Source organism: Blastococcus carthaginiensis (genome assembly GCF_030731085.1).
In the GTDB taxonomy this organism is placed as follows: domain Bacteria; phylum Actinomycetota; class Actinomycetes; order Mycobacteriales; family Geodermatophilaceae; genus Blastococcus; species Blastococcus carthaginiensis.
Window position 1 is genome coordinate 17,803 of record NZ_JASNFN010000014.1, and the last position, 19,640, is coordinate 37,442.

Annotated in this window: 18 protein-coding genes; 10 read left to right on the forward strand and 8 right to left on the reverse strand. The window is 72.1% G+C overall.

The window, feature by feature from the left end; translation table 11 throughout:
• The first annotated feature begins 218 nt into the window (after positions 1–218).
• A complete protein-coding gene (locus tag QOZ88_RS13245; protein ID WP_306000227.1) occupies positions 219–611 on the forward strand; it encodes a CoA-transferase in 393 nt (130 codons plus the stop codon).
• Positions 612–811: 200 nt separating this feature from the next.
• Here QOZ88_RS13245 and QOZ88_RS13250 read toward each other — a convergent pair whose 3' ends face one another.
• On the reverse strand, positions 812–1,279 hold the full coding sequence (locus tag QOZ88_RS13250) for a MarR family winged helix-turn-helix transcriptional regulator (RefSeq protein WP_306000228.1): 468 nt from the start codon (positions 1,277–1,279) through the stop codon (positions 812–814).
• Between the two features lie 69 nt (positions 1,280–1,348).
• Between QOZ88_RS13250 and QOZ88_RS13255 the strand changes: the two genes are divergently transcribed.
• The 4 genes from QOZ88_RS13255 to QOZ88_RS13270 are packed head-to-tail and all read left to right on the forward strand — an operon-like array spanning position 1,349 to position 5,157.
• Positions 1,349–2,257, forward strand: coding sequence for an SDR family NAD(P)-dependent oxidoreductase (locus QOZ88_RS13255; protein ID WP_306000229.1), 909 nt, complete (start codon positions 1,349–1,351; stop codon positions 2,255–2,257).
• A gap of 17 nt (positions 2,258–2,274) precedes the next feature.
• Positions 2,275–3,144, forward strand: a complete 870-nt coding sequence (locus tag QOZ88_RS13260) for an amidohydrolase family protein (RefSeq protein WP_306000354.1) — start codon at positions 2,275–2,277, stop codon at positions 3,142–3,144.
• The gene (locus tag QOZ88_RS13265) at positions 3,137–4,702 is read left to right on the forward strand and encodes an acyl-CoA synthetase (RefSeq protein ID WP_306000230.1); all 1,566 of its coding nucleotides are present in this window, start codon (positions 3,137–3,139) and stop codon (positions 4,700–4,702) included. The genes QOZ88_RS13260 and QOZ88_RS13265 overlap by 8 nt, the downstream gene beginning before the upstream one ends.
• Positions 4,699–5,157, forward strand: coding sequence for a MaoC family dehydratase (locus tag QOZ88_RS13270; protein ID WP_306000231.1), 459 nt, complete (start codon positions 4,699–4,701; stop codon positions 5,155–5,157). Before QOZ88_RS13265 ends, QOZ88_RS13270 begins: the two co-directional genes overlap by 4 nt.
• Positions 5,158–5,256: 99 nt before the next feature.
• Here the strand turns inward: QOZ88_RS13270 and QOZ88_RS13275 are convergent, their stop codons facing one another.
• Both QOZ88_RS13275 and QOZ88_RS13280 read right to left on the reverse strand, forming a co-directional pair.
• The gene (locus QOZ88_RS13275) at positions 5,257–6,897 is read right to left on the reverse strand and encodes a methyl-accepting chemotaxis protein (RefSeq protein WP_306000232.1); all 1,641 of its coding nucleotides are present in this window, start codon (positions 6,895–6,897) and stop codon (positions 5,257–5,259) included.
• 111 nt (positions 6,898–7,008) lie between these two features.
• Positions 7,009–8,547, reverse strand: a complete 1,539-nt coding sequence (locus QOZ88_RS13280; protein ID WP_306000233.1) for an MFS transporter — start codon at positions 8,545–8,547, stop codon at positions 7,009–7,011.
• Between the two features lie 74 nt (positions 8,548–8,621).
• Here QOZ88_RS13280 and QOZ88_RS13285 point away from each other — a divergent pair, with 74 nt between their 5' ends.
• Positions 8,622–9,197, forward strand: a complete 576-nt coding sequence (locus QOZ88_RS13285) for a TetR/AcrR family transcriptional regulator (protein ID WP_306000234.1) — start codon at positions 8,622–8,624, stop codon at positions 9,195–9,197.
• A gap of 28 nt (positions 9,198–9,225) precedes the next feature.
• On the opposite strand, the gene kal is transcribed toward QOZ88_RS13285, so the two are convergent.
• A complete protein-coding gene (gene kal / locus QOZ88_RS13290; RefSeq protein WP_306000235.1) occupies positions 9,226–9,657 on the reverse strand; it encodes a 3-aminobutyryl-CoA ammonia lyase in 432 nt (143 codons plus the stop codon).
• Positions 9,654–11,747, reverse strand: a complete 2,094-nt coding sequence (locus QOZ88_RS13295; RefSeq protein WP_306000236.1) for an acetate--CoA ligase family protein — start codon at positions 11,745–11,747, stop codon at positions 9,654–9,656. The genes kal and QOZ88_RS13295 overlap by 4 nt, the downstream gene beginning before the upstream one ends.
• Before the next feature lie 117 nt (positions 11,748–11,864).
• Here QOZ88_RS13295 and QOZ88_RS13300 point away from each other — a divergent pair, with 117 nt between their 5' ends.
• Positions 11,865–12,863, forward strand: coding sequence for an acrylyl-CoA reductase family protein (locus QOZ88_RS13300; protein WP_306000237.1), 999 nt, complete (start codon positions 11,865–11,867; stop codon positions 12,861–12,863).
• 5 nt (positions 12,864–12,868) lie between these two features.
• The gene (locus tag QOZ88_RS13305) at positions 12,869–14,524 is read left to right on the forward strand and encodes an amidohydrolase (protein ID WP_306000238.1); all 1,656 of its coding nucleotides are present in this window, start codon (positions 12,869–12,871) and stop codon (positions 14,522–14,524) included.
• A 20-nt stretch (positions 14,525–14,544) separates the two neighbouring features.
• Here the strand turns inward: QOZ88_RS13305 and QOZ88_RS13310 are convergent, their stop codons facing one another.
• Positions 14,545–16,035 carry a gamma-aminobutyraldehyde dehydrogenase gene (locus QOZ88_RS13310; protein ID WP_306000239.1) on the reverse strand — a complete coding sequence of 497 codons (1,491 nt, stop codon included), beginning with the start codon at positions 16,033–16,035 and terminating at the stop codon, positions 14,545–14,547.
• Positions 16,036–16,220: 185 nt separating this feature from the next.
• On the opposite strand from QOZ88_RS13310, the gene QOZ88_RS13315 reads away from it, so the two are divergent.
• Positions 16,221–16,577 carry a cupin domain-containing protein gene (locus tag QOZ88_RS13315; protein ID WP_306000240.1) on the forward strand — a complete coding sequence of 119 codons (357 nt, stop codon included), beginning with the start codon at positions 16,221–16,223 and terminating at the stop codon, positions 16,575–16,577.
• On the opposite strand, the gene QOZ88_RS13320 is transcribed toward QOZ88_RS13315, so the two are convergent.
• Complete coding sequence (locus tag QOZ88_RS13320) at positions 16,565–17,320, reverse strand: TetR/AcrR family transcriptional regulator (protein WP_306000241.1); 756 nt, start codon at positions 17,318–17,320, stop codon at positions 16,565–16,567. The two genes, QOZ88_RS13315 and QOZ88_RS13320, sit on opposite strands and share 13 nt — an antisense overlap.
• A 119-nt stretch (positions 17,321–17,439) precedes the next feature.
• Between QOZ88_RS13320 and QOZ88_RS13325 the strand changes: the two genes are divergently transcribed.
• Entirely contained in the window at positions 17,440–19,152 is a 1,713-nt protein-coding gene (locus QOZ88_RS13325; protein ID WP_306000242.1) for a PucR family transcriptional regulator, read from the forward strand.
• On the opposite strand, the gene QOZ88_RS13330 is transcribed toward QOZ88_RS13325, so the two are convergent.
• On the reverse strand, positions 19,137–19,601 hold the full coding sequence (locus QOZ88_RS13330) for a DUF3237 domain-containing protein (RefSeq protein WP_306000243.1): 465 nt from the start codon (positions 19,599–19,601) through the stop codon (positions 19,137–19,139). The genes QOZ88_RS13325 and QOZ88_RS13330 overlap by 16 nt on opposite strands.
• Positions 19,602–19,640: the final 39 nt, after the last annotated feature.

The window sequence follows — 19,640 nt, forward strand, 5'->3', positions numbered from 1 at the left end:
CTCCGGCATCACGACCCGGGGCGATGGCTGACGACGAGATGCTTTCCGCGTGGCTGCGACACCCCGACGGCAGGCCATCTGACCGCAGAACTGGCCGCGATGGCCGATGCGCGGGATGCCGACGGCGACGCCGCGATGAGCGGACCTGATCGGCGCGGCAAGGAGACCGTCACGATCCTGCCGGCGTCAGCTTCTCCGGCTCGGCGCTGTCGTTCGGGATGATCCGCAGCAAGCACCTCGACGTCGCCATCCTCGGTGTTATGCAGGTCATCACCCGGGGCGACCTGGCCAACTGGCCGAAGCCCGGCACGATGGCCAACGGCATAGGCGGCGCGATGAACCTCGTCCACAGGGCACGCGCGGTGATCATCATGATGCAGCACGTCGCCCGCGGCGGGTCGCCGAAGATACTCCAGGAGTGCGCCCTGCCGCTCATCGGCAAGGGCGTCGACCGGATCGTCACCCCCCGTCATCGACGCGACGCCCGAGGGCCTGGTTCTCCGCGAGACCGCACCCGGCGTGCCCGCCGCCGAGGTCGTGACCGCCACCGGCGCTCCGCTCACCGCCGCCGACGACCTCCGGGAAAGGCGCCCCTGCCCGCGACCGTCTGACGCCTCCGCGGATCAGGACGGGCTCGGCCACGGATCGGTGGCCGGGCGCCTCGCCGACTGCTGGTCGTCGATGTGCACCGGGCGGCTGGATCCGCGGGAAAGCTGGAGTCCGGCACACACGTCGCGGGTAAGACGTCCGGGCTCAGTCCGCACTCGGTCCCGATGGCGGGCTCGACCAGCTCGTCGACCGAACCTGACTGTCAGAGCAGCTGGCCACCCGGGCTGCGTCGAGCCAGGCGCCGCAGGAGGTCACGCAGCAGCACCTGCTCGGTCGGAGTCAGGTCGGCCAGCTGCTCGCTGACCGCGGCGTCGACGTCCCGCTGCGCCTCGGTCAGTCGATCGCGTCCACCGGGCGTTGCCAGCACCAGCTTGGTCCGCCTGTCCACCTCCGAGGGGCGGCGCTCGACCAGATTCGCGTCAGTCAGCTCGTCGACCAGGAGGACCACCTGGCTCGGATCGAGCCCGAGGCACTCAGCGAGGTCTCGCTGGGACAGACCACCTTCGGCCGAGCAAGCCATGGAGAGCACGGAATACGAGCGGACCCGGAGTCCGTGCGACGCCAAGGCGACGTTGCTCGCCCGGGCGAACAGCCCACTGACGCGGGACAGCAGGAAGCCGACATCGTCGGTCAGCGACTCGACTGGTGCCATATCCATGTCATCCTCCACCATTGACTTCCTCAACGATCCTCTCCTAGCGTGTCCGGCGAACCCATGCGCGTCGATCGAGGGAGCCCCGTGGACCTGTCGGACAAGGTAGCCATAGTCACTGGTAGCGGACGGGGGCTCGGCCTCGCCTACGCCACCGAGCTGGCCCGCTCCGGCGCGGCAGTGGTGGTCAACGACGTCGACGCCGAGGTGGCCGCGGCCGCCGTCGCTGCCATCACCGACGCCGGTGGCACCGCGGTCGCCGAGGTGGTGCCGGTCGGTACCAGCGAGGCAGCTCAGGCCCTGATCGATCGGGCGGTGGAGGAGTTCGGCAGGCTCGACATCCTCGTCAACAACGCGGGCATCCTGCGGGACACGACGCTGTGGAAGATGACCGACGAGCAGTTCGACGCCGTCATCACCACCCACCTGCGCGGCACGTTCACCTGCACGCGGGCCGCCGTGATCCGCATGCGCGAGCAGGGTGAGGGCGGACGGATCATCTGCGTCGGCTCCCCCACCGGGCAGGTCGGCAACTTCGGCCAGACGAACTACGCCGCGGCCAAAGCCGGCATCGTCGGCATGGTCCGGACCTGGGCGATGGAGCTGGCCCGCGCCCAGATCACCGTCAACGCGATCGTCCCGATCGCCGCCACCGGCATGACCGAGACCGTGCCCTTCTTCAAGCCGTACGTCGAGGCCCTGCAGGCCGGAGAGGAGCTGCCGCCGTTCGCCCGCCGCGAGCTCGGGTTCGGCTCACCCCAGGATGCCGCCGGGCTGGTCGCCTTCCTCGCCTCCGACGCCGCCGCCGGGATCAGCGGTCAGGCGATGGGCATCGGCGGGGACCGGCTGGCCATGTGGTCGCACCCGGCCGAGGTCGTCGTCGAGTTCGCCGACGGCACCGGCTGGTCGGCCGACGCCATCGCCGACGCGTGGCCGCAGCGCTTCGCTGGCTCGCAGCAGACGGTCGGACAGCAGTTGCCGGAGCCGCCGAAGTGAACGCCTCCCCGACCGCCATCGACCTCGACGCCGTCGTCGCCATCGACGTCCACGTGCACGTCCACGCCGACCAGCACGGCCATCTCGCTCTCGACGACGAGCTCAACGCCGCTGCCGCGAAGTACTTCAAGGGCGACCCGTACGACCCGACCGTCCACGACATCGCCGCCGACTACCGCGACAAGAACATGGCGGCGGTGATCTTCACCGTCGACGCCGAGGCGGCCACTGGCCAGCCGACGCTGTCCAACGAGGAGATCGCCGACGCGGCCGCCGAGCACCCCGACGTGCTCATCCCCTTCGGCTCGATCGACCCGCACCGCGGGGTCGCCGGCATCCGCGCGGCCCGGCGATTGGTCGAGTCCTCCGGTGTCCGCGGCTTCAAGTTCCACCCGAGCCTGCAGGACTTCCTGCCTAACGACCGCGTCGTCTACCCGCTGTACGAGGAGCTCCAGTCCTTGGGCGTACCGGCGCTGTTCCACACCGGCCAAACCGGCATCGGCTCCGGTCTGCCGGGCGGCCGCGGGATCAAGCTGCGCTACTCCGACCCGATGCTGCTCGACGACGTGGCCGCCGACTTCCCGGACCTGACGATCATCCTGGCTCACCCTTCGGTTCCGTGGCAGGACTCGGCCATCGCCGTCGCCCAGCACAAGGCGAACGTCTACATCGACCTGTCCGGTTGGTCGCCGAAGTACTTCCCACCCCAGCTGGTCCGCGCGGCCGACACGCTGCTGAAGACCAAGGTGCTGTTCGGGTCGGACTACCCGCTCATCCGTCCCGAGCGGTGGATCCGCGACTTCGAGCAGCTCGACATCCGCGACGAGGTACGTCCGTTGATCATGAAGGAGAACGCCATCCGCGCCCTCGGACTGCGCCGTGCGTAACGCGGGGCTCGGCTCGTGGCCGGAGCGGCGGCTACGCATCTCACCCGATCGGGACGCCATCTGGTTCGAGGGGACGACGACGTCGCACGCCGGCTTCTCCGAGCGGGTCCGGCGGACCGCCGGTGCCCTCGCAGGCCTGGGCGTCCGGGCCGGTGACCGAGTGGCATGGTGGAGCGGCAATCACCCGGCGGCACTGGAGACCCTCTACGCCTGCGGGCAGCTAGGCGCGGTCTGGGTGCCGGTCAACGCCCGCCTGACCGCCCCGGAGGCGGAGTACGTGCTGGGCCACTCCGGTGCGACGATCGTCATCCACGGGCGCGACCACGGCGAGCTGGCGGACGCCCTCCGCACCCCGGGCGCCGGCGTGCGGTCCTGGATCGCAGTCGAGCCCCCTACTGCGGGCGGCGCGGACTCGCTGCCCTACGAGGAGCTGCTCGCCGGCTCGGACCCCGAGCCCCGCGACGTGCCGGTCGGTCTGGACGACCCCTGCCTGATCATGTACACGTCGGGGACGACCGGACGGCCCAAGGGTGCAGTGCTCACCCACGGCAACATGACATGGAACGCCACGAACCAGATGCTGGGCTTCGACTTCGGCCCGACCGAACGGACATTGGCGGTAGCGCCGCTCTTCCACATCGGTGGCCTCAACGGCACGGTCAACCCCACGCTGCTGCGCGGTGGGTGCGCTGTCGTGGTCAGGCGCTTCGACCCTGCCGGGACCCTCGCGGTCATCGAGGAACAGGGGATCCACTCGTTCTTCGCCGTCCCCACGATGCTCGACGCCATGGCCCGCGAGCCCGACTTCCGCACCCGCGACCTCTCGGAGCTCCGCACGATCGGTGCGGCAGGGGCGCCGCTCCCCCTACCAACTCTGCGCACGTGGCTGGACCGCGGGGTCACCATGCAGCAGGCCTACGGCATGACCGAGGCCGCCCCTGGATGCACGGTGCTCGACTCCGCCGACGCGGTGCGCAAGGTCGGCTCTGCGGGCAAGCCCGTCTTCTTCACCGACGTCCGGGTGCTCCGCCCGGACGGGACGGTGGCCGGCGTCGACGAGATCGGCGAGGTCGTCGTCCAGGGCCTCAACGTGATGGCCGGCTACTGGAACGACCCTGAACGCACGGCCGAGGTGTTGATCGACGGCTGGTACCACACCGGCGACGCCGGTTCGGTCGACGACGAGGGCTTCCTCTACATCCGGGACCGGTACAAGGACATGATCATCTCCGGGGGCGAGAACATCTACCCCGCCGAGGTCGAGTCCGCCCTGCTGGAGCTGCCTGGCGTGCGCGAGGCCGCCGTCATCGGCGTTCCCGACGAGAAGTGGGGCGAGGTCGGCCTCGCAATCCTGGTGGTGGAGCCCGCCACCCGACGAGATGCCGACGCCATCCGCCACGCCCTCAGGGAGCGCCTCGCCGGGTTCAAGGTGCCCCGGCTCGTCCGGTTCGCCGATGAGCTGCCCAAGACCGCCACCGGAAAGATCCGCAAACCCGATCTGCGCGAGCACTACCTGCGCGAGCACTACCTGGATACCGAGGAGGAGACCCCCGCATGACCACCACCACGACGACTCTCGTCGAACTGCCCTCCTACAAGGGCAAGGAGCTCGGCGTGAGCGACTGGGTCGAGGTGACCCAGGACCGGGTCGACCTCTTCGCCGACGCAACGGACGACCACCAGTGGATCCACGTCGACGTCGAACGCGCCAAGGCCGAGAGCCCGTTCGGCGGCCCTATCGGCCACGGCTACCTCACCCTCTCCCTGCTCATCCCGATGTGGACTCAGGTCCTCACCGTCACCGACACGACGATGGCCGTGAACTACGGGCTCAACAAGGTGCGATTCCCGGCGCCGGTGCCCGTGGGTTCCAAGGTGCGGCTGACCGCGACTCTCGCCGACGTCGAGGAGATCAAGGGTGGCTACCAGCTGACCGTCAGCGCCGTCATCGAGCGCGAAGGCGGCGAGAAGCCGGTCTGCATCGCCGAGCCGGTCTTCCGCTTCTACGGCTGACCGCCCGACCGGGAGATCGCCCCGGGATGCCGGGCTGCTTCGCCCGGCGCACTACGGGATGCCGCTCGCCCGGCCCGGGCGAGCGGCGTCCCGTCAGCATCAGAGGGAGAACCGCCGCACTGCGACCTGCAGCTGATCGCTCATGCGGGCGAGGTCCGCAGCCGAGCGCTGCGCTTCGTCCACCCGTTGGTTGGTCTCGGCGGTGCCGGCCGCGAGTCCGGTGATCGCCGCGGCGATGTCCTGCGAGCCGCTGGCGGCCTCGGCCACGTTGCGGTTCATCTCGTTCGTGGTGGCGGTCTGCTCCTCGACCGCCGCGGCGATGGTCGCCTGGAAGTCGTTGATCTCGCCGATGACCGCACTGATCCTGCTGATCGCGTCCACTGCACCGGCGGTGTCGGCCTGGATCGCCTCCACGCGCTGGGAGATGTCCTCGGTCGCCCGCGCGGTCTCCTGCGCCAGTTCCTTCACCTCGCTGGCCACCACCGCGAAGCCCTTGCCCGCCTCACCGGCACGCGCAGCCTCGATGGTCGCGTTGAGCGCCAGCAGGTTGGTCTGCTCGGCGATTCCGTTGATCAGCTTGATGACCGTGGCGATCTCCTGCGAGGAGTCACCCAACTTGCCCACGGTCCGCGTGGTGTTCTCCGCGACGGACACCGCTTGTCCTGCCACCCGCGCGGCCTGGCTGGCGTTCTGCGCGATCTCCCGGATCGCTGCTTCCATCTGCTGCGACCCGGTCGAGAGGGTGTCGACGCTCGCCGCCACCTCGTCGGCCGACGTGACGACCACGCCGGCCTGGCCGGCCGCGGTCCGGGCATTCTGAGCCATCGCGTCGGCCCCCGCGTTCAACTGCTGGGAGGCCGTCGCCAGCTGGTCGGCAGAGTGTCCCACCAGGGACAGCACCTCGCCGAGGGAATCCAGGGTCCGATCCACCGACTCCGCGACATCCCCCAGCTCGGCCCCGCCAGTACGCCCCACCCGGACCCGGAGATCTCCCCCTGCGACCTGCTCCAGCACCGCCCGGATCCGCTGAACCGGCCGAGTGACCGAGCGCGCGACGAGGATGGCGAGGAGCACGCAGATCGCCATTCCGAAGGCGATGACACCGATGGTGAGCGACCGCGCCGTCGTGTACGAGGACTGCGCCTCGGCGACCGTCCCCTCGGCGATCTGCGCCTGGGCGTCGCTCGCCTCCTCGAGAGCCGCGATCGCGCCGGCTTCGGCGGCCTCGAGCCGACCGACGATCTCCAGTCCTGCCGGATCTCCCGGCGTCGCCGTGGCCAGACCCTGCAGCGCCTGGTCGAACACGCCGAGGTTCGTGACGAAGTCGTCGAGCGCCGCCCTGGCCTCGGGGCGCAACGGCATCTCGAGCACCGACGCGACGGTGTCATCCATCTCCTGCCGCGTCGCCTGGGCCTGCTCCGCCATGGCGGCGAGCACCTCGGGCGCGAGGTATGTGAGGCTCGACCGCGCATTCGCCGCCTGGAACTCCCACCACGTGGCCTTCAATGAGAGCAGGCCCCGCAGCGGAACCGTGCCCTCGGCGTGGACGTCCTCCGCCCGCTCGCTGAGCTCAGACATGCGCTGGATCCCGAAGACGCCGATCGTGAGGGTGGCGAGCGCAGCCGCGAGGAAGGCCAGCAGCAGCCTCCCGCGCAGCCCCATCCGGCGCAGCGGCTGGGTCCGGGAGCCATCCACGGCGGGGATGGCATCATCGTGCGGGCGCGGGGCTGCGGGTTCCATGAGTCCTCTCCTCGAAGGCGGGCTCCACACCCGTTACGTTGCCTATCGGAGATCGCGCCGGTGATTGAAGTCCAACGGCCGAGGCGGCGCCTCGACCGACGGGAGGCATGGTCAGTCGCTGTGCGCCGAGCGCACCCTCGTCGAGGGGATGACCACCCACGCGGTCACCGCAGCGACCGCTAGCAGGCCCGCGGCCACCACCGACGTCACCTGCATGGCGGAGACGAACGACTCCCGCGCGACGCTCAAGGCCGAGTCAGAGGCGAGCACCTCGTCGGCCCGGGCCAGTGACTCGCGCACCGCTCCCCCGGCCAGCGCGCCGACGTCGACGGGGAGGGCGACCCGGTACAGCACGGTCTGCAACGAGCCGAGCAGCGCGATCCCCAGAGCTGCGCCCAGTTCGTAGGACGTCTCCGAGAGGGCCGACGCCGTGCCTGCCCGCTGCGGCTCCACCGCTCCGACGGCGGCGTCCGTGCTCAGCGTGAACGCCAGCCCGAAGCCGCAGCCGAGCACGAGCAGCGCGACCGCCAGCCAGGCGTAACCAGGCAGCGCCTCGGCCGCGGCCAGCGCCAGCATGCCTGCGGCGCTGATCGCCAGCCCGAGGCCGATCGCCCGGCCCAGTCCGATCCGCGCCACCAGCGGCCCCACCGCGACGACGACGGCCAGCGACGCGAGCATCAGGGGCAGCTCTCGAACTCCGGCCTCCAGCGCGCTGTGCCCCCGCACCAACTGCAGGTACTGGGAGAAGAAGAACAGCAGCCCCGTCAGTGCGAGCAAGGCGATCAGCTGGCTGCCCAGCGCACCGGAGAACGCCCGGTTGGCGAACAGCCGGAGGTCAACCAGCGGGTCGGTGATCCGCCGCTGCCGCCGCACGAAGAGTGCGAGCGCCCCGACCCCGGCGCCGGCGGCCACCGCCGCCGCTGCGCTCGCGCCGTGCCCGACCGTCTCCTTGATCGCGTACACGATCCCGAGGACCGCGACGACGGACTGCACGGCGCCGAGCACGTCGAGTCGGCCCGGCCGCGGGTCGCGCGACTCCGGCAGCAGCAACCAGCCGGCGACCAGCAGCACGACCATCACCGGCAGGTTGATCAGGAAGACCGACCCCCACCAGAAGTGCTCGAGAAGCAGACCGCCGACCAGCGGGCCGAGCACGGCGCCGCCCGACGCTCCGGCGCTCCACAGCGCGATGGCGCGGGTCCGCTGCCACGGGTCGGCGAACAGGTTGCGGATCAGGGAGAGCGTCGAGGGCATGAGGGTGGCCCCGGCTGCGCCCAGCGCGGCACGGGCGACGATGAGGGTCGCCGGATCGTCAGCGAACGCCGCGACGGCGGAGGCCGAACCGAACGCCGCGGCGCCGAGCAGCAGGACCCGCTTGCGACCGTAGCGGTCGGCCAGACCGCCCATCAGCACCAGCAGGCCGGCCAGTGCGAAACCGTAGGCGTCGCCGATCCAGAGGAGCTCCCCGGCGGACGGCTGCAGATCGGCGGTGAGGGCAGGGACGGCGAGGGCCAGCACCGTGCCATCCACTGCGAGCAGCACCACGGCCAGCACCAGGACGGTGAGCGCGGCCCACTCCCTCGGCCCGGCGGAGGGGACGGCTCCCCGAAGCGTCAGAGCGTCGTCGGGCGTTTGTGCGGCGGCCTTCACGAGAGTTAGCGTACCGACCAGACGGTTTGTTAGCTAGCTGCGTACGCTCTCCTCCTCGACGGAAGGAGCGGGCAGTGACGGGTCAGATCCGAGATGCGGCGCGGACACGCCGGGCGCTCCTCGACGCAGCAGCACGCTCGGTGGGCGTGCACGGCGCCGGGGTCACGCTCGACGTCGTCGCCCGCGAGGCCGGCGTGTCGAAGGGCGGCCTCATGCATCACTTCGGCTCGAAGGACGAGCTGCTGACCGCGCTGGTCGACGACCTGTTCGAGGAGTTCGCCCGCGCCGTCCAGGAACAGGTCGACCCCGACGACGACGCGCCCGGCAAGCTGCTGCGCGGGTACGTGCGGGCTACCTTCGACGAGCTGGAGCGCGGCTCGGACGCCGTCGAGCAGACGACCTTGATGGCCACCCTCAGCTCGCTTCCGGGACTGGCCCGTCGCTCGCAGGACCGCTACCGGCGGTGGAACGAGACGCTGGCCGGCGACGGCGTCGACCGTCAGCGTGTGCTGCTCGTGCTCCGCGCCTGCGACGGCGTCTCGATCGCACCGCTCTTCGAGGGAGCGATCGAGCCGGACGAGCTCGCCGACACGCGGGAGCTGCTGCTCCGGCTCACCCGCGACACCGGCCCGCTCGTCGAGCTGCTGTGAGCACTCCGCAGCGACTCGTCGTCGACGATCAGGCGGTGTGGCCCTTGCCGCGCGGTCCGCGGCTGTGCTTCGTCGGCACGACCGTCGTACCCACCGCGCGGACGACGACCACCGGCTCGTCCAGCACGTCGGCACCCGACGGGGTGTCGTCGTAGCGGGAGGCGATCACCTTGCGGGCCTCCAGTTCGACGGTGCGGCTGGTGGTGCCGATCCGGGTTACGGTGCCCGTCACCTCGAGGAAGTCCCCGGCGTGGACGGGGACGAGGAACTCGACCTTGTCGTAACCCACGAACAGGCCTTCGTCACCGTCGGTGATGATCGCCACCTCGGTGACGATGTCGCCGAACAGCTTGAGCACGCGGGCGCCCTCCACGAGATTTCCCCCGTAGTGGGCCTCCTCCTGGCCGATGCGCACCCGCAGAGTGCTGACGATGGTGCGGTTCTCACCGAGCTCGGTCATGTGCTGGGTCCTCCCATGGGTGCAAGGGTCAGCGCCGCGTCGACTGCGACGGCCCGGGTCCTGCTGACGATGACGGGATTGACGTCGATGGCGGAGATCTCCGGGTAGCTCGCGCCCAGCCGGCTGACCGCGCACAACGCACGGACGACGCCGTCCCGGTCCAGGGCGCCGCCGCGTGCGTCCCGCACCATGCGACCGATTCGGCTGCGGTCGAGGAAGGCGTGCGCGGTGCATTCGTCGAGATCGCCGACGTGGACGTCGACGACGTCCAGGAACTCGGCCCAGACGCCGCCGAGGCCCAGCAGGACGGTCGGCCCGAACGCCGGATCGCGGTGGAAGCCGACAAGTACCTCGAGGTCACCCCGGACCAGCTCGGCGACCAGCAGGTCCAGGGTGACACCCTGCTCGGCCGCGCGGGCGAGCATGCCAGCGGCCTCGACCTGGGTCTCCTGGGGCGTGCTCAGCCCCACGCGGACCAGTCCGACCTCGGTCTTGTGCAGCAGCCCCTCGGCGACCCCCTTGAGCACCACCGGAGCGCCGAGCTCGGCGAACGCAGCGCTCGCCGCACCCGCCGTCGTCACCCGCCGGGTGCGCGGGACATCCAGTCCGTGCGCGGCGAGTGCGGCGAGGACTTCGTCCTCGGTGCGCGGCAGCTCGGATGCCATCGGTGCGGACGGCGGAGTCTGCGCCGCACGCGGCGGGGTCGGCGCCGCGGCTGGCGGGTGCTCGGCCCGCCCGGCGAGGGCGGCGAGAGCGGCCAGCGACGGGCGGGCACCGCGCAGCAGCGGGATGTCGGCCGCCGCGCAGAAAGCGGCGAGCTCGTCCGGCGGATCCTGGGCGGCAGGGCTCAGCAGCACCGGCACGGTGTCGGAGCCGGCGACGGCGTCGCGGAGGGTCCTGGCGAGGAAGAGCCCCAGCTCCTGCTCGTACGCGCCGGCCGTCCGCTGCTGATCGATGCCGACGACCAGGAGATCGCCTCCCTCGTCGGCCAGCGCACGCAGCGCCTCGGGATAGATGACCTCGTGGTCGTCGGCGCCCCACGGGTCCATCGGGTTGCGCGGGGTGAACAGCGGCCACCGCTCGGTGAGCCGGGCGTGCGCGGAGACGCCGAGGCCCGGCAGCTCCAGGCCGACGTCGTCGGCGAGATCCGCCAGGAGGTTCGCCTCGCCACCGGAATTGGTCACCAGGTGCGTGCGACGGCCGCGGACGTGCCGCCGGGTGCCGAGGACCTCTCCCAGGGCGATCAGCTCGTCGAGGTCGTGGGCGAGCACCGCACCGGCCTGCGCCAGGGCCGCCGCCGTCGTCCGGGCGGCGCCGGCCAACCTCCCGGAGTGCGCCCGCACGCCTTCCTGCGCGGTGGCCGAGCGGCCCACCACGCAGGCGGCGACCGTCTTCCCGGCATCGGCCAGGGCGCGGCAGGCGGCCAGCAGGTCCCCGGCGTCGTCGACGGCCTCCACGAATGCGAGCACCGCCGTCGTCTCGGGGTCGGCGGCGAAGAACCGCAGGTGGTCCGGAAGGCCGAGGACGGCTTCGCTCCCGGAGGAGATCGCCGTCGAGAGCGGCACGCGGGCCCCGGCGTTCACGAATGCCTCCACGACTGCGCCGCTCTGGGCGGCCAGCCCCACGGTGCCGCGCCGCAGCTCCCGGCCCACCGTGCCGATGTAGGGCGCGGCGCCGGTCACCAGGTCGAGCACGCCCATGCAGTTGGGGCCGAACACCGAGAGCCCGTGCTCGTCGCGCAGCCGACGCAGCTCCTGCACCAGCTCGCGTGCCACGTCGCCGGAGTCGGTCGTGCCCGCGCCCGGGATGACGAAGGTGCGCACCCCGGCGGCGAGCCCCTGTTCCACGACGCCGAGGACCCGGTCGGCACGCACCTGGACCAGCGCGGCATCGACGGGCTCGTCGAGGTCGGCGAGGCTCGGCACGGCGGGCACGTCGGCCACCTCGGCGTACTTCGGGGTGACGGCGACGACGCGGCCGGCGAAGCCGAGCGATCGGCAGTTCTCGAGGGCAACCCGTCCGACGAAGCTCGACGGGGAGGCGCCGACCACTGCCAGCGACCGAGGCCGGTAGCGCACGTCGGAGGACATGGCGCCCAGCCTGCGTGGCGGGCGCCCCTCCGCGACCCGACGGTCTGTCGGGATCCGCTCGGAAGCGCCGACGGAACGCAGGTCCTGGGCCCACCCCGGTCGCGGACGATCGGGCGCATGACCGAACTGCCCTCCGCCGTACCCGCCCTCGTCGCCGACGCCTCCGGGGACCAAACCCGGCTGGAACTGCGGGAGCTGTCGTTCGCCGAGCTCGGCACCGACGAGGTCGTCGTCGCCGTCGACTGGTCGGGCGTCAACTACAAGGACGGGCTGGCTTCCCGCAAGGACGGCAAGGTGGCCCGGATCGATCCGCTCGTCCCGGGCATCGACCTGGCCGGCACCGTCGTCGACCCCGGCGGGGCTCCCCTCGTGAGAGGCCAGGCGGTCCTGGTGCACGGTTACGACCTGGGCGTCGCCCACCACGGCGGATACGCCCGCTACTCGCGCGTGCCCGCGGAGTGGGTCGTCCCGCTCCCCGACGGGCTGACCGGCCGCCAGGCGATGGTCCTCGGCACGGCCGGTTTCACCGCTGCGCTGAGCGTGATCGCGCTGGAGGAGCACGGCCTGGTCCCCGGCGCCGGCCCGGTGCTGGTCACCGGCGCCTCCGGCGGCGTGGGCAGCGTGGCCGTGTCGATCCTCGCCGCACGCGGCCACGAGGTCACCGCGGTCACCGGGAAGCGCGAGGCCGCCGACTGGCTGCGCTCGCTCGGCGCGGCCGACGTCGTCGACCGCTCGGTACTGGACCCGGAGCGGCCCCTGCAGAAGGAGAGGTGGGCCGGCGCGGTGGACTGCGTCGGTGGGGCCACGCTCGCCGCCGTCCTCGCCTCGCTGCGCTACGGGGCCGCCGTGGCGGCGTCGGGCAACACCGGAGGGATGGCGCTGCCGACGACCGTCCTGCCGTTCATCCTGCGGGGTGTCGCCCTGCTCGGCATCGATTCGGTGCAGTGCCCCATCGACCTGCGGCGTGCGGTGTGGCAGCGGCTGGCCACCGACCTGCGGCCGGCGGCGTTGGACGACCTGGCCACCGAGGAGGTGCCGCTCGACGGCGTTCCGGCCGCGTTGGAACGGATCCTCGCCGGCGGCGCCCGAGGGCGGACCCTCGTCCGGATCGGCTGACCGTCGTGACCACCACCGTCTTCCACAACGGGGCAGTGTTCACCGCCGACGCGGCCCGCTCCTGGGCGAGCGCGGTCGCCGTCGTCGACGGTCGGATCGCCGCGATCGGCGGCTCGGACGCGGTCACACCATTCGTCCGCCGCGCCGATGACGTGGTCGACCTCGACGGGCGGGCCCTCTGGCCCGCGTTCCACGATGCGCACGCCCATCCCGTGAACGGAGGGCTCGAACGCGCCCGCTGCGACCTCTCGGGCGACTCCAGCGCGGCCGGGTACACCGCGCGCATCGCGGAGTACCTCGGGTCCCGCCCGGACCGCGAGTGGGTACTCGGGGGCGGGTGGTCGATGGAGGCGTTCCCCGGTGGGCGCCCGACCCGGGAGGCGCTCGACGCCGTCACCGGCGACCGCCTGGTCTACCTCCCCAACCGTGATCACCACTCGGCGTGGGTCAACAGCCGCACCCTGCTGCTCGCCGGGATAGACGCGTCGACCCCCGACCCGGCGGACGGCCGGATCGAACGCGACAGCGCGGGCCGGCCGACCGGGTTGCTGCACGAGGGCGCCATGGACCTCGTGGCGGCCCGGGCGCCGCAGCCGACACAGGAGGAGTACGACGAGGGACTGCGCGAGGCGCAGCATCATCTGCACGCCCTCGGCGTCGTCGGCTGGCAGGATGCCATGGTCCGCGTGCAGGAGCCCGGCCCCACGGTGCACGAGTCCTACCTGCGCGCGCAGGCAGCCGGCTGGCTCACCGCCCACGTCGCCGGCGCGCTGTGGTGGGACCGGGACTGCGACCTGACCGGCGTCGCGGACCAGGTGGCCGCCCTGGCCCAGCGCCGGGACGAGGCCCGGGTGGCCGGATCGCGCTACCGGACCGAGAGCGTCAAGATCATGCAGGACGGCGTCGTCGAGACGTTCACCGCCGCGCTGCTCGAGCCCTACCTCGACCGGTGCGGCCACCGAACGGCCAACGACGGCCTCAGCTTCCTGCCCGTCGACGTGCTGGACTCCGCCACCGCGGCGCTGGACGCCGCCGGCTTCGGCGTGCACTTCCACGCGCTCGGAGATCGGGCCGTGCGGGAAGTCCTCGACGCACTCACCAACGCCCGCCGGCTCAACGGGGCCACCGGCAACCGGCACCACCTGGCTCACCTGCAGGTGGTCGATCCGGCCGACGTGCCACGCTTCGCCCGGCTCGGCGCCACCGCGAACCTGCAGGCGCTGTGGGCCTGCCACGAACCGCAGATGGACGAGCTGTCCATCCCCTTCCTGGGCAGCCCGCGGGCAGAGCGCCAGTATCCGTTCGGCGACCTGCACCGCGCCGGCGCGACGCTGGCCATGGGCAGCGACTGGCCGGTCAGCAGTCCCGATCCCCTCGCCGCCCTGCACGTCGCGGTCAACCGGACGGCGCCGGAGACCCCCGCGGCCGCCCCCTTCCTCCTCGAGCAAGCCCTGTCCCTGCCGGTGGCGTTGGCCGCCTACACCGCGGGCTCGGCCCACATCGACGGCATCGACGACCGCTCGGGGTCGATCACCGTCGGCAAGGACGCCGACCTCGTGGTGCTCGACCGCAATCCGTTCGCCGCGCCGCCCTGCGAGATCGGCGAAGCCCGGGTGCAGCGGACATACGTGGCCGGCCGCCTGGTCCACGCGGCCGGCTGACCTTCGCAGCCGGCCGTGCCTCACCGCGGCCGGAAGACGGTGTCCTGCCACTCCTTGCGCGCGGTGCCGGTGATGTCGCTCATGACGTGCTTGACCTGGGTGTACTCGTCGAAGGAGTACACCGACATGTCCTTCCCGTAGCCCGAGCCCTTTGTCCCGCCGTGCGGCATCTCCGACACGATCGGGATGTGGTCGTTGATCCACACCGTTCCGGCGGCGAGCTCCCGGCCGACCCGCTGCGCACGGAACACGTCACGGGTCCACGCGGAAGCGGCCAGCCCGAACGGAACGTCGTTGGCCAGCGCGAGGGCCTCGTCGTCGTCGTCGAACGGGAGCGCGACCAGCACCGGGCCGAAGACCTCCGACTGCACGATCTCGCTGCGCTGGTCGGCACCCACCAGCAGCGTCGGTTCGAAGTAGGCACCCCCGGCCAGCTCGCCGCCGGGCGCTCGCCCGCCGGTGACCACGGTGGCCCCGTCGGCCACCGCGCGCGTGACCATCGCGGCGACCTTGTCGCGCTGGCGGAACGAGGCCAGCGGCCCCTGGTCGGTGTCCTCGTCGCGGGTCGGGCCCAGTCGGACCGCGGCCATGAGCTCGGCCACCCCGGCCACGAACTCGTCGAACAACGACCGGTGCACGTACGCGCGCGTGGCCGCTGTGCAGTCCTGCCCGGAGTTGATCAGCGAGCCGGCGACCGCTCCGCGCACCGCCGCATCCAGATCGGCGTCGGCGAAGACCACGAACGGCGCCTTGCCGCCCAGCTCCAGGTGCAGCCGGGTGCCGTTGGCGGCAGCGAGGGCGGCGATGTGCCGCCCCACAGCGGTCGACCCGGTGAAGGAGGTCATGGCGATCCGCGGGCTGCGGACGAGCGACTCGCCGGTCAGCGGACCAGGACCGTTCACCACGTTGAGCACCCCGGCGGGCACGCCGGCCCGCGCGGCGGCGTCGGCCAGCATCAGCGTGGTGAGCGGAGTGTTCTCAGCCGGCTTGAGGACGATGGTGTTCCCGGCCGCGATCGCCGGCAGGACCTTCCAGACGGCCATCTGCAGGGGGTAGTTCCACGGGGCGATCGAGCCCACCACGCCGACCGGCTCCCGCCGGATGGTCGAGGTGTGCGTGCCGGACCACTCCGCTGCGGCCATGCCGTCCAGCCGGCGCGCGGCACCGGCGAAGAAGACCACGTTGTCCACCGAGCCGGGCACGTCGAACTCCCGGGAGAGCCGGATCGGCTTGCCGACCTGCGCCGTCTCGGCCTGCGCCAGCTCCTCGGCCGCGGCGGAGAGTTCGCGGGCGAGTGCGTGCAGCACCGTCGACCGCTGGACCGGTGTGGACCCGGCCCAGCCCGGGAGCGCGGCCTCGGCGGCGTCGATGGCCCGCTCGACCGTGGCCGGGGTGTCGGCCCGGTAGGTCCACAGCACCTGTCCCGTCGACGGGTCGAGCACCTCCTGTTCCGGCCCGTCGTCGTCGCCGAAGGCACCGGCGATGTGATGTGCGCCCCCCGGGAGATGCATGGCCGCCTCCAAGCGGGTCGAGAGGATCGTCAGCGGTGCGGTGCTCCACGCTGCCAGCCGCCGGGCCGGGACCGGCCGACGGATCGTCCGCTCCGGCAACGGGTCCCGGCGTTTCGTCGGAAGCCCCGTCCTCCACGTCGTTCCGTCGGGGCCGCGGCCTCACCCCATCGGTCAGGATGCGTCGCGTGACCTCCATCCCCCACGGATCCCGGGCAGCCGACCGACTGCTCGCTGCCGCCGCCATGCCCCTGCCCGGCCTGCCACTCGACCCGGCCGGCGTCGTCGCCGGCGCGCCGGCCGCGGGACTCCGCCCGCTGGCCGAGATCTCCGGCATCGAGGTGGGGCTCTGGGAGCTGACCGAGGGAACGGTCACCGATGTGGAGGACGACGAGATCTTCGTGGTGCTCACCGGCCGCGGCCGGCTCCTGTTCGACGACGGATCCTGCCTCGCACTCGTGCCGGGCACCGTCGTCCGGCTGGGCGCCGGCGACCGCACCACCTGGGAGATCTCCGAGACGCTCCGGAAGCTCTACCTGGGCTGACCGTCCGGAGGTCTGCGGTCGGGGTCGGTGGCCCGGCCCGCGGCAGCAGCAGCCGCCTCCATCGTGGCGATCAGCGCCTCCACGACCCGGTCGAAGATCTCCCGGTCGGTCACGGCGCCGAGCTCGGCGGCGTGCATCCGGGCGGCCGGGTACTCCGCCTCGGGCAGCACCGCGTAGATCCGCCCCCAGGCCGAGGCGTCCTTGGCCACCGCATCCGGTCCCAGCCGCTGCATGGTGGCCCGGGCGCCGCTCAAGCTCAGCAGGCAGTCGGCATAGGCCCGGTACAGCAGCACCGTCGTTCCCCGGTCCAGTCCCAGCCCGGCCACCGTCGACAGCAGGAGCTCGACCATCTTGCGCTCCCCGGGTCCGCCGGTGGTGCGGGGGAACGCCTCGGCGTACACGGCGGGATAGGTCGAGGCGACCGTCCACGTCTCGTCCGCGATGGCCCGCAGGACGTCCTGCCACGAGGAGGACCCAATGCGCGGCACGACCACCTCGTACGCCAGGTGCTCGGCCCGGTCCATGCAGGCCAGGACCAGGTCGTCCTTGTCGCGGAAGTGTCGATAGAACGCGGTGGCGTCGACCTGCAGCTCGGCTCCGAGCCGTCGCATGGTCAGCGCGCCCGCACCCTCGCGCTCGATCAGCTCCAGCGCCCCCTCGACGATGGCGTCCCGGGTCAGACCCGCATCGCCGGCGGAGCGTGCCCTCGCCGCGCCCCTCCGTTTGGTCCGCTGTCCCGTCACCGGGCCTCCTCCGCGCTGTGTCCGGAACCCGGACGTTACGTTGTTGTCAACGCCGTTGACAACGGCGATGTGGCAGCGGTCTCATGGTGCCCGACCTTCTCGGCCTGACGGGAGACCCCATGCGTACTGGGCTGCTGCACAGCTCCACCCTGCGCCACCCGACCACGGACGTCATCGCCCCGTTGCCTGTCCCGGACGGCGCCAGCTCCACCACCGGGGTCACGGTCAGGCAGGTGCTCGCGATGCCGCCGCTGCGCGGCGCGGACCCCGTCGTGCTCGCGGGCTCCGCCGGGCTGGACCGCGCCGTGCGCTGGGTGCACACCACCGAGCTGGTCGACGTCGCACCGCTGCTGCGTGGCGGCGACCTCGTGCTGAGCACCGGCATCGCCCTACCGGACACCCCCGCCGACCTGGGGGCGTTCGCCGAGAGCCTGGACCGCAGCCAGTGCGCCGGGTTGGTGATCGAGCTGGGCCGCCGGTGGGGCGCCGTGCCCGAGGCGCTGGTGGCGGCCTGCGAGCGACGCTCCCTCCCGTTGGTGGCACTCCCTCGGGAGGTGCGCTTCGCGGCAGTCGCGCAGGCGATCGGCGAGCGGATCGTCGACCGGCAGCTCACCGAGCTGCGGGAAGCGCAACGAGTCCACGAGGTCTTCACGGAGCTGAGCATCGCCGAGGCCGGCCCGAGCGAGATCCTGGACGCGGTCCAGCGGCTGGCCGGGACCACCGTCGTCCTCGAGGACGAGCAGAAGCGCCTGCTCGACTACCGCCCGGGCCCCGGCGACACCGCGACGTTCCTCGGGGGCTGGCAGCAGCGGTCACGCGAAGTCGTGCTGGACCGCCGCACCACGTGGGATCCGGCGAACGGCTGGCTGCTCACCAGGGTGGGCCGGCCGGACCGCGCCTGGGGGCGGCTCGTCATCCAGTCTCCCGACGCACCACCGCCCAGCCTCGTCGCCACCGCCGAACGCGCCGCAGCGGCTCTCGCGCTACATCGCCTGCACGACCGGCAGCGGGACAGCCTGACCCGGCGTACCCACCACGAGATCCTCGTGGGCCTGCTCGCCGACCCGACCTCCAGCGACGTGCTGCAGCGCTGCGAACTCGCCGGCCTGCCGGTGGACCGTCGCAGCTTCGTCGGCCTGACGGTACGCCCCGTCGCGCCGCTGGACGAGCCGGTCGCCCGGCGTGCGGCACAGCTGGACGCAGTGCTCGCCGCGGTGGTGCATGCCACGCACGAGGAGCGTGTGCCCGCGCTGGTCTCCGCGATCGACGGCGTCGTCCGGATCCTGCTGTCCTTCGCACCCTCGGCCGATGCCGAGCGGGCCGTCGAGCAGCTCGCCGGCCGGGTCCACCGGCGCAGTGACGTGCTCATCGGAGCCGGCCACCTCGTCGGGCGGGCCAGTCAGATCGACCGGACGCTGCACGAATCACTGCACGTCGTCGATTCAGCGCGCCCCGGGGCGGCGGCGCCGCTGGTGCACCGGCTCGGGGACGTCCACCTGCGTGGACTTCTGGCCATGCTCGCCGATGACGATCGGGTGCGGTTGTTCGTGTCCCGCGAGCTGGACCAGTTGCGGGAGCACGATGCCCGCTGGCAGACCGACCTGCTCGATGCCGTCCGGGCGCTGGTCTTCCACCCGTGCAGCAAGTCCGAAGCGGCGGCGAGCCTGCACATGTCCCGCCCGGCCTTCTACGACCGACTGGCGAAGGTCGAGCGCCTCCTCGGCGTCGATCTCGACGACCCGGACATCCGGTTGTCGCTGCACGCAGCGGTCGTCGCCGAGGAGGTGCTCAACCGACGGCGGGACGAGTCCCGCCGTCACGCCAACTCGTAGAACCGGATGCAGATGTCGCCCTCCTCCTCGCGGGCCATCCCCACGAAGACTGCCGAGGTCAGCCACTGGTGGGCCTCCGCGTCGGTTTGGAACATCGGCGAGGTCCGGTAGTAGAACTCGGTCTCCGCCAGGGGTTCGCCGGCCATCGCACGCCGCTCGACCTCGGGATCGGCGCGCCAGAAGCCGCGGTTGAGGATGCCGATCACCGCGCCGTCCTCGGCCTTGAGCAGGTAGCGAGCGTCCAGCTCGGTGCCGTCGGGGCGGGTGATCGACCAGTCCCCGCCGTACGGCAGCACCTCGCCGGCCAGCCGTGGACCGCGCACGACCCCGCCGGTGATCGGCGTGAAGAACACCTCCTCCTGCGGCCCGCGGCCGATCCGGATGGACTCGGCGACCTCCACACGGACCTCGAAGGCGAAGGTGAGAGTGGGCTCCAGCAGGTCGGGCACGGTAGCTCCTGTCGTGGTGGTGTCGTGGTGGACGGTCGA

Coding starts and splice junctions, on each gene's coding strand:
- kal (WP_306000235.1), bottom strand. CDS start 9,657: ATGACCGAGCTCGGTGAGAACCGCACCATCGTCAGCACTCTGCGGGTG.
- QOZ88_RS13300 (WP_306000237.1), top strand. CDS start 11,865: ATGACCGAACTGCCCTCCGCCGTACCCGCCCTCGTCGCCGACGCCTCC.
- QOZ88_RS13295 (WP_306000236.1), bottom strand. CDS start 11,747: ATGTCCTCCGACGTGCGCTACCGGCCTCGGTCGCTGGCAGTGGTCGGC.
- QOZ88_RS13270 (WP_306000231.1), top strand. CDS start 4,699: ATGACCACCACCACGACGACTCTCGTCGAACTGCCCTCCTACAAGGGC.
- QOZ88_RS13310 (WP_306000239.1), bottom strand. CDS start 16,035: ATGCATCTCCCGGGGGGCGCACATCACATCGCCGGTGCCTTCGGCGAC.
- QOZ88_RS13325 (WP_306000242.1), top strand. CDS start 17,440: ATGCGTACTGGGCTGCTGCACAGCTCCACCCTGCGCCACCCGACCACG.
- QOZ88_RS13245 (WP_306000227.1), top strand. CDS start 219: ATGATCCGCAGCAAGCACCTCGACGTCGCCATCCTCGGTGTTATGCAG.
- QOZ88_RS13275 (WP_306000232.1), bottom strand. CDS start 6,897: ATGGAACCCGCAGCCCCGCGCCCGCACGATGATGCCATCCCCGCCGTG.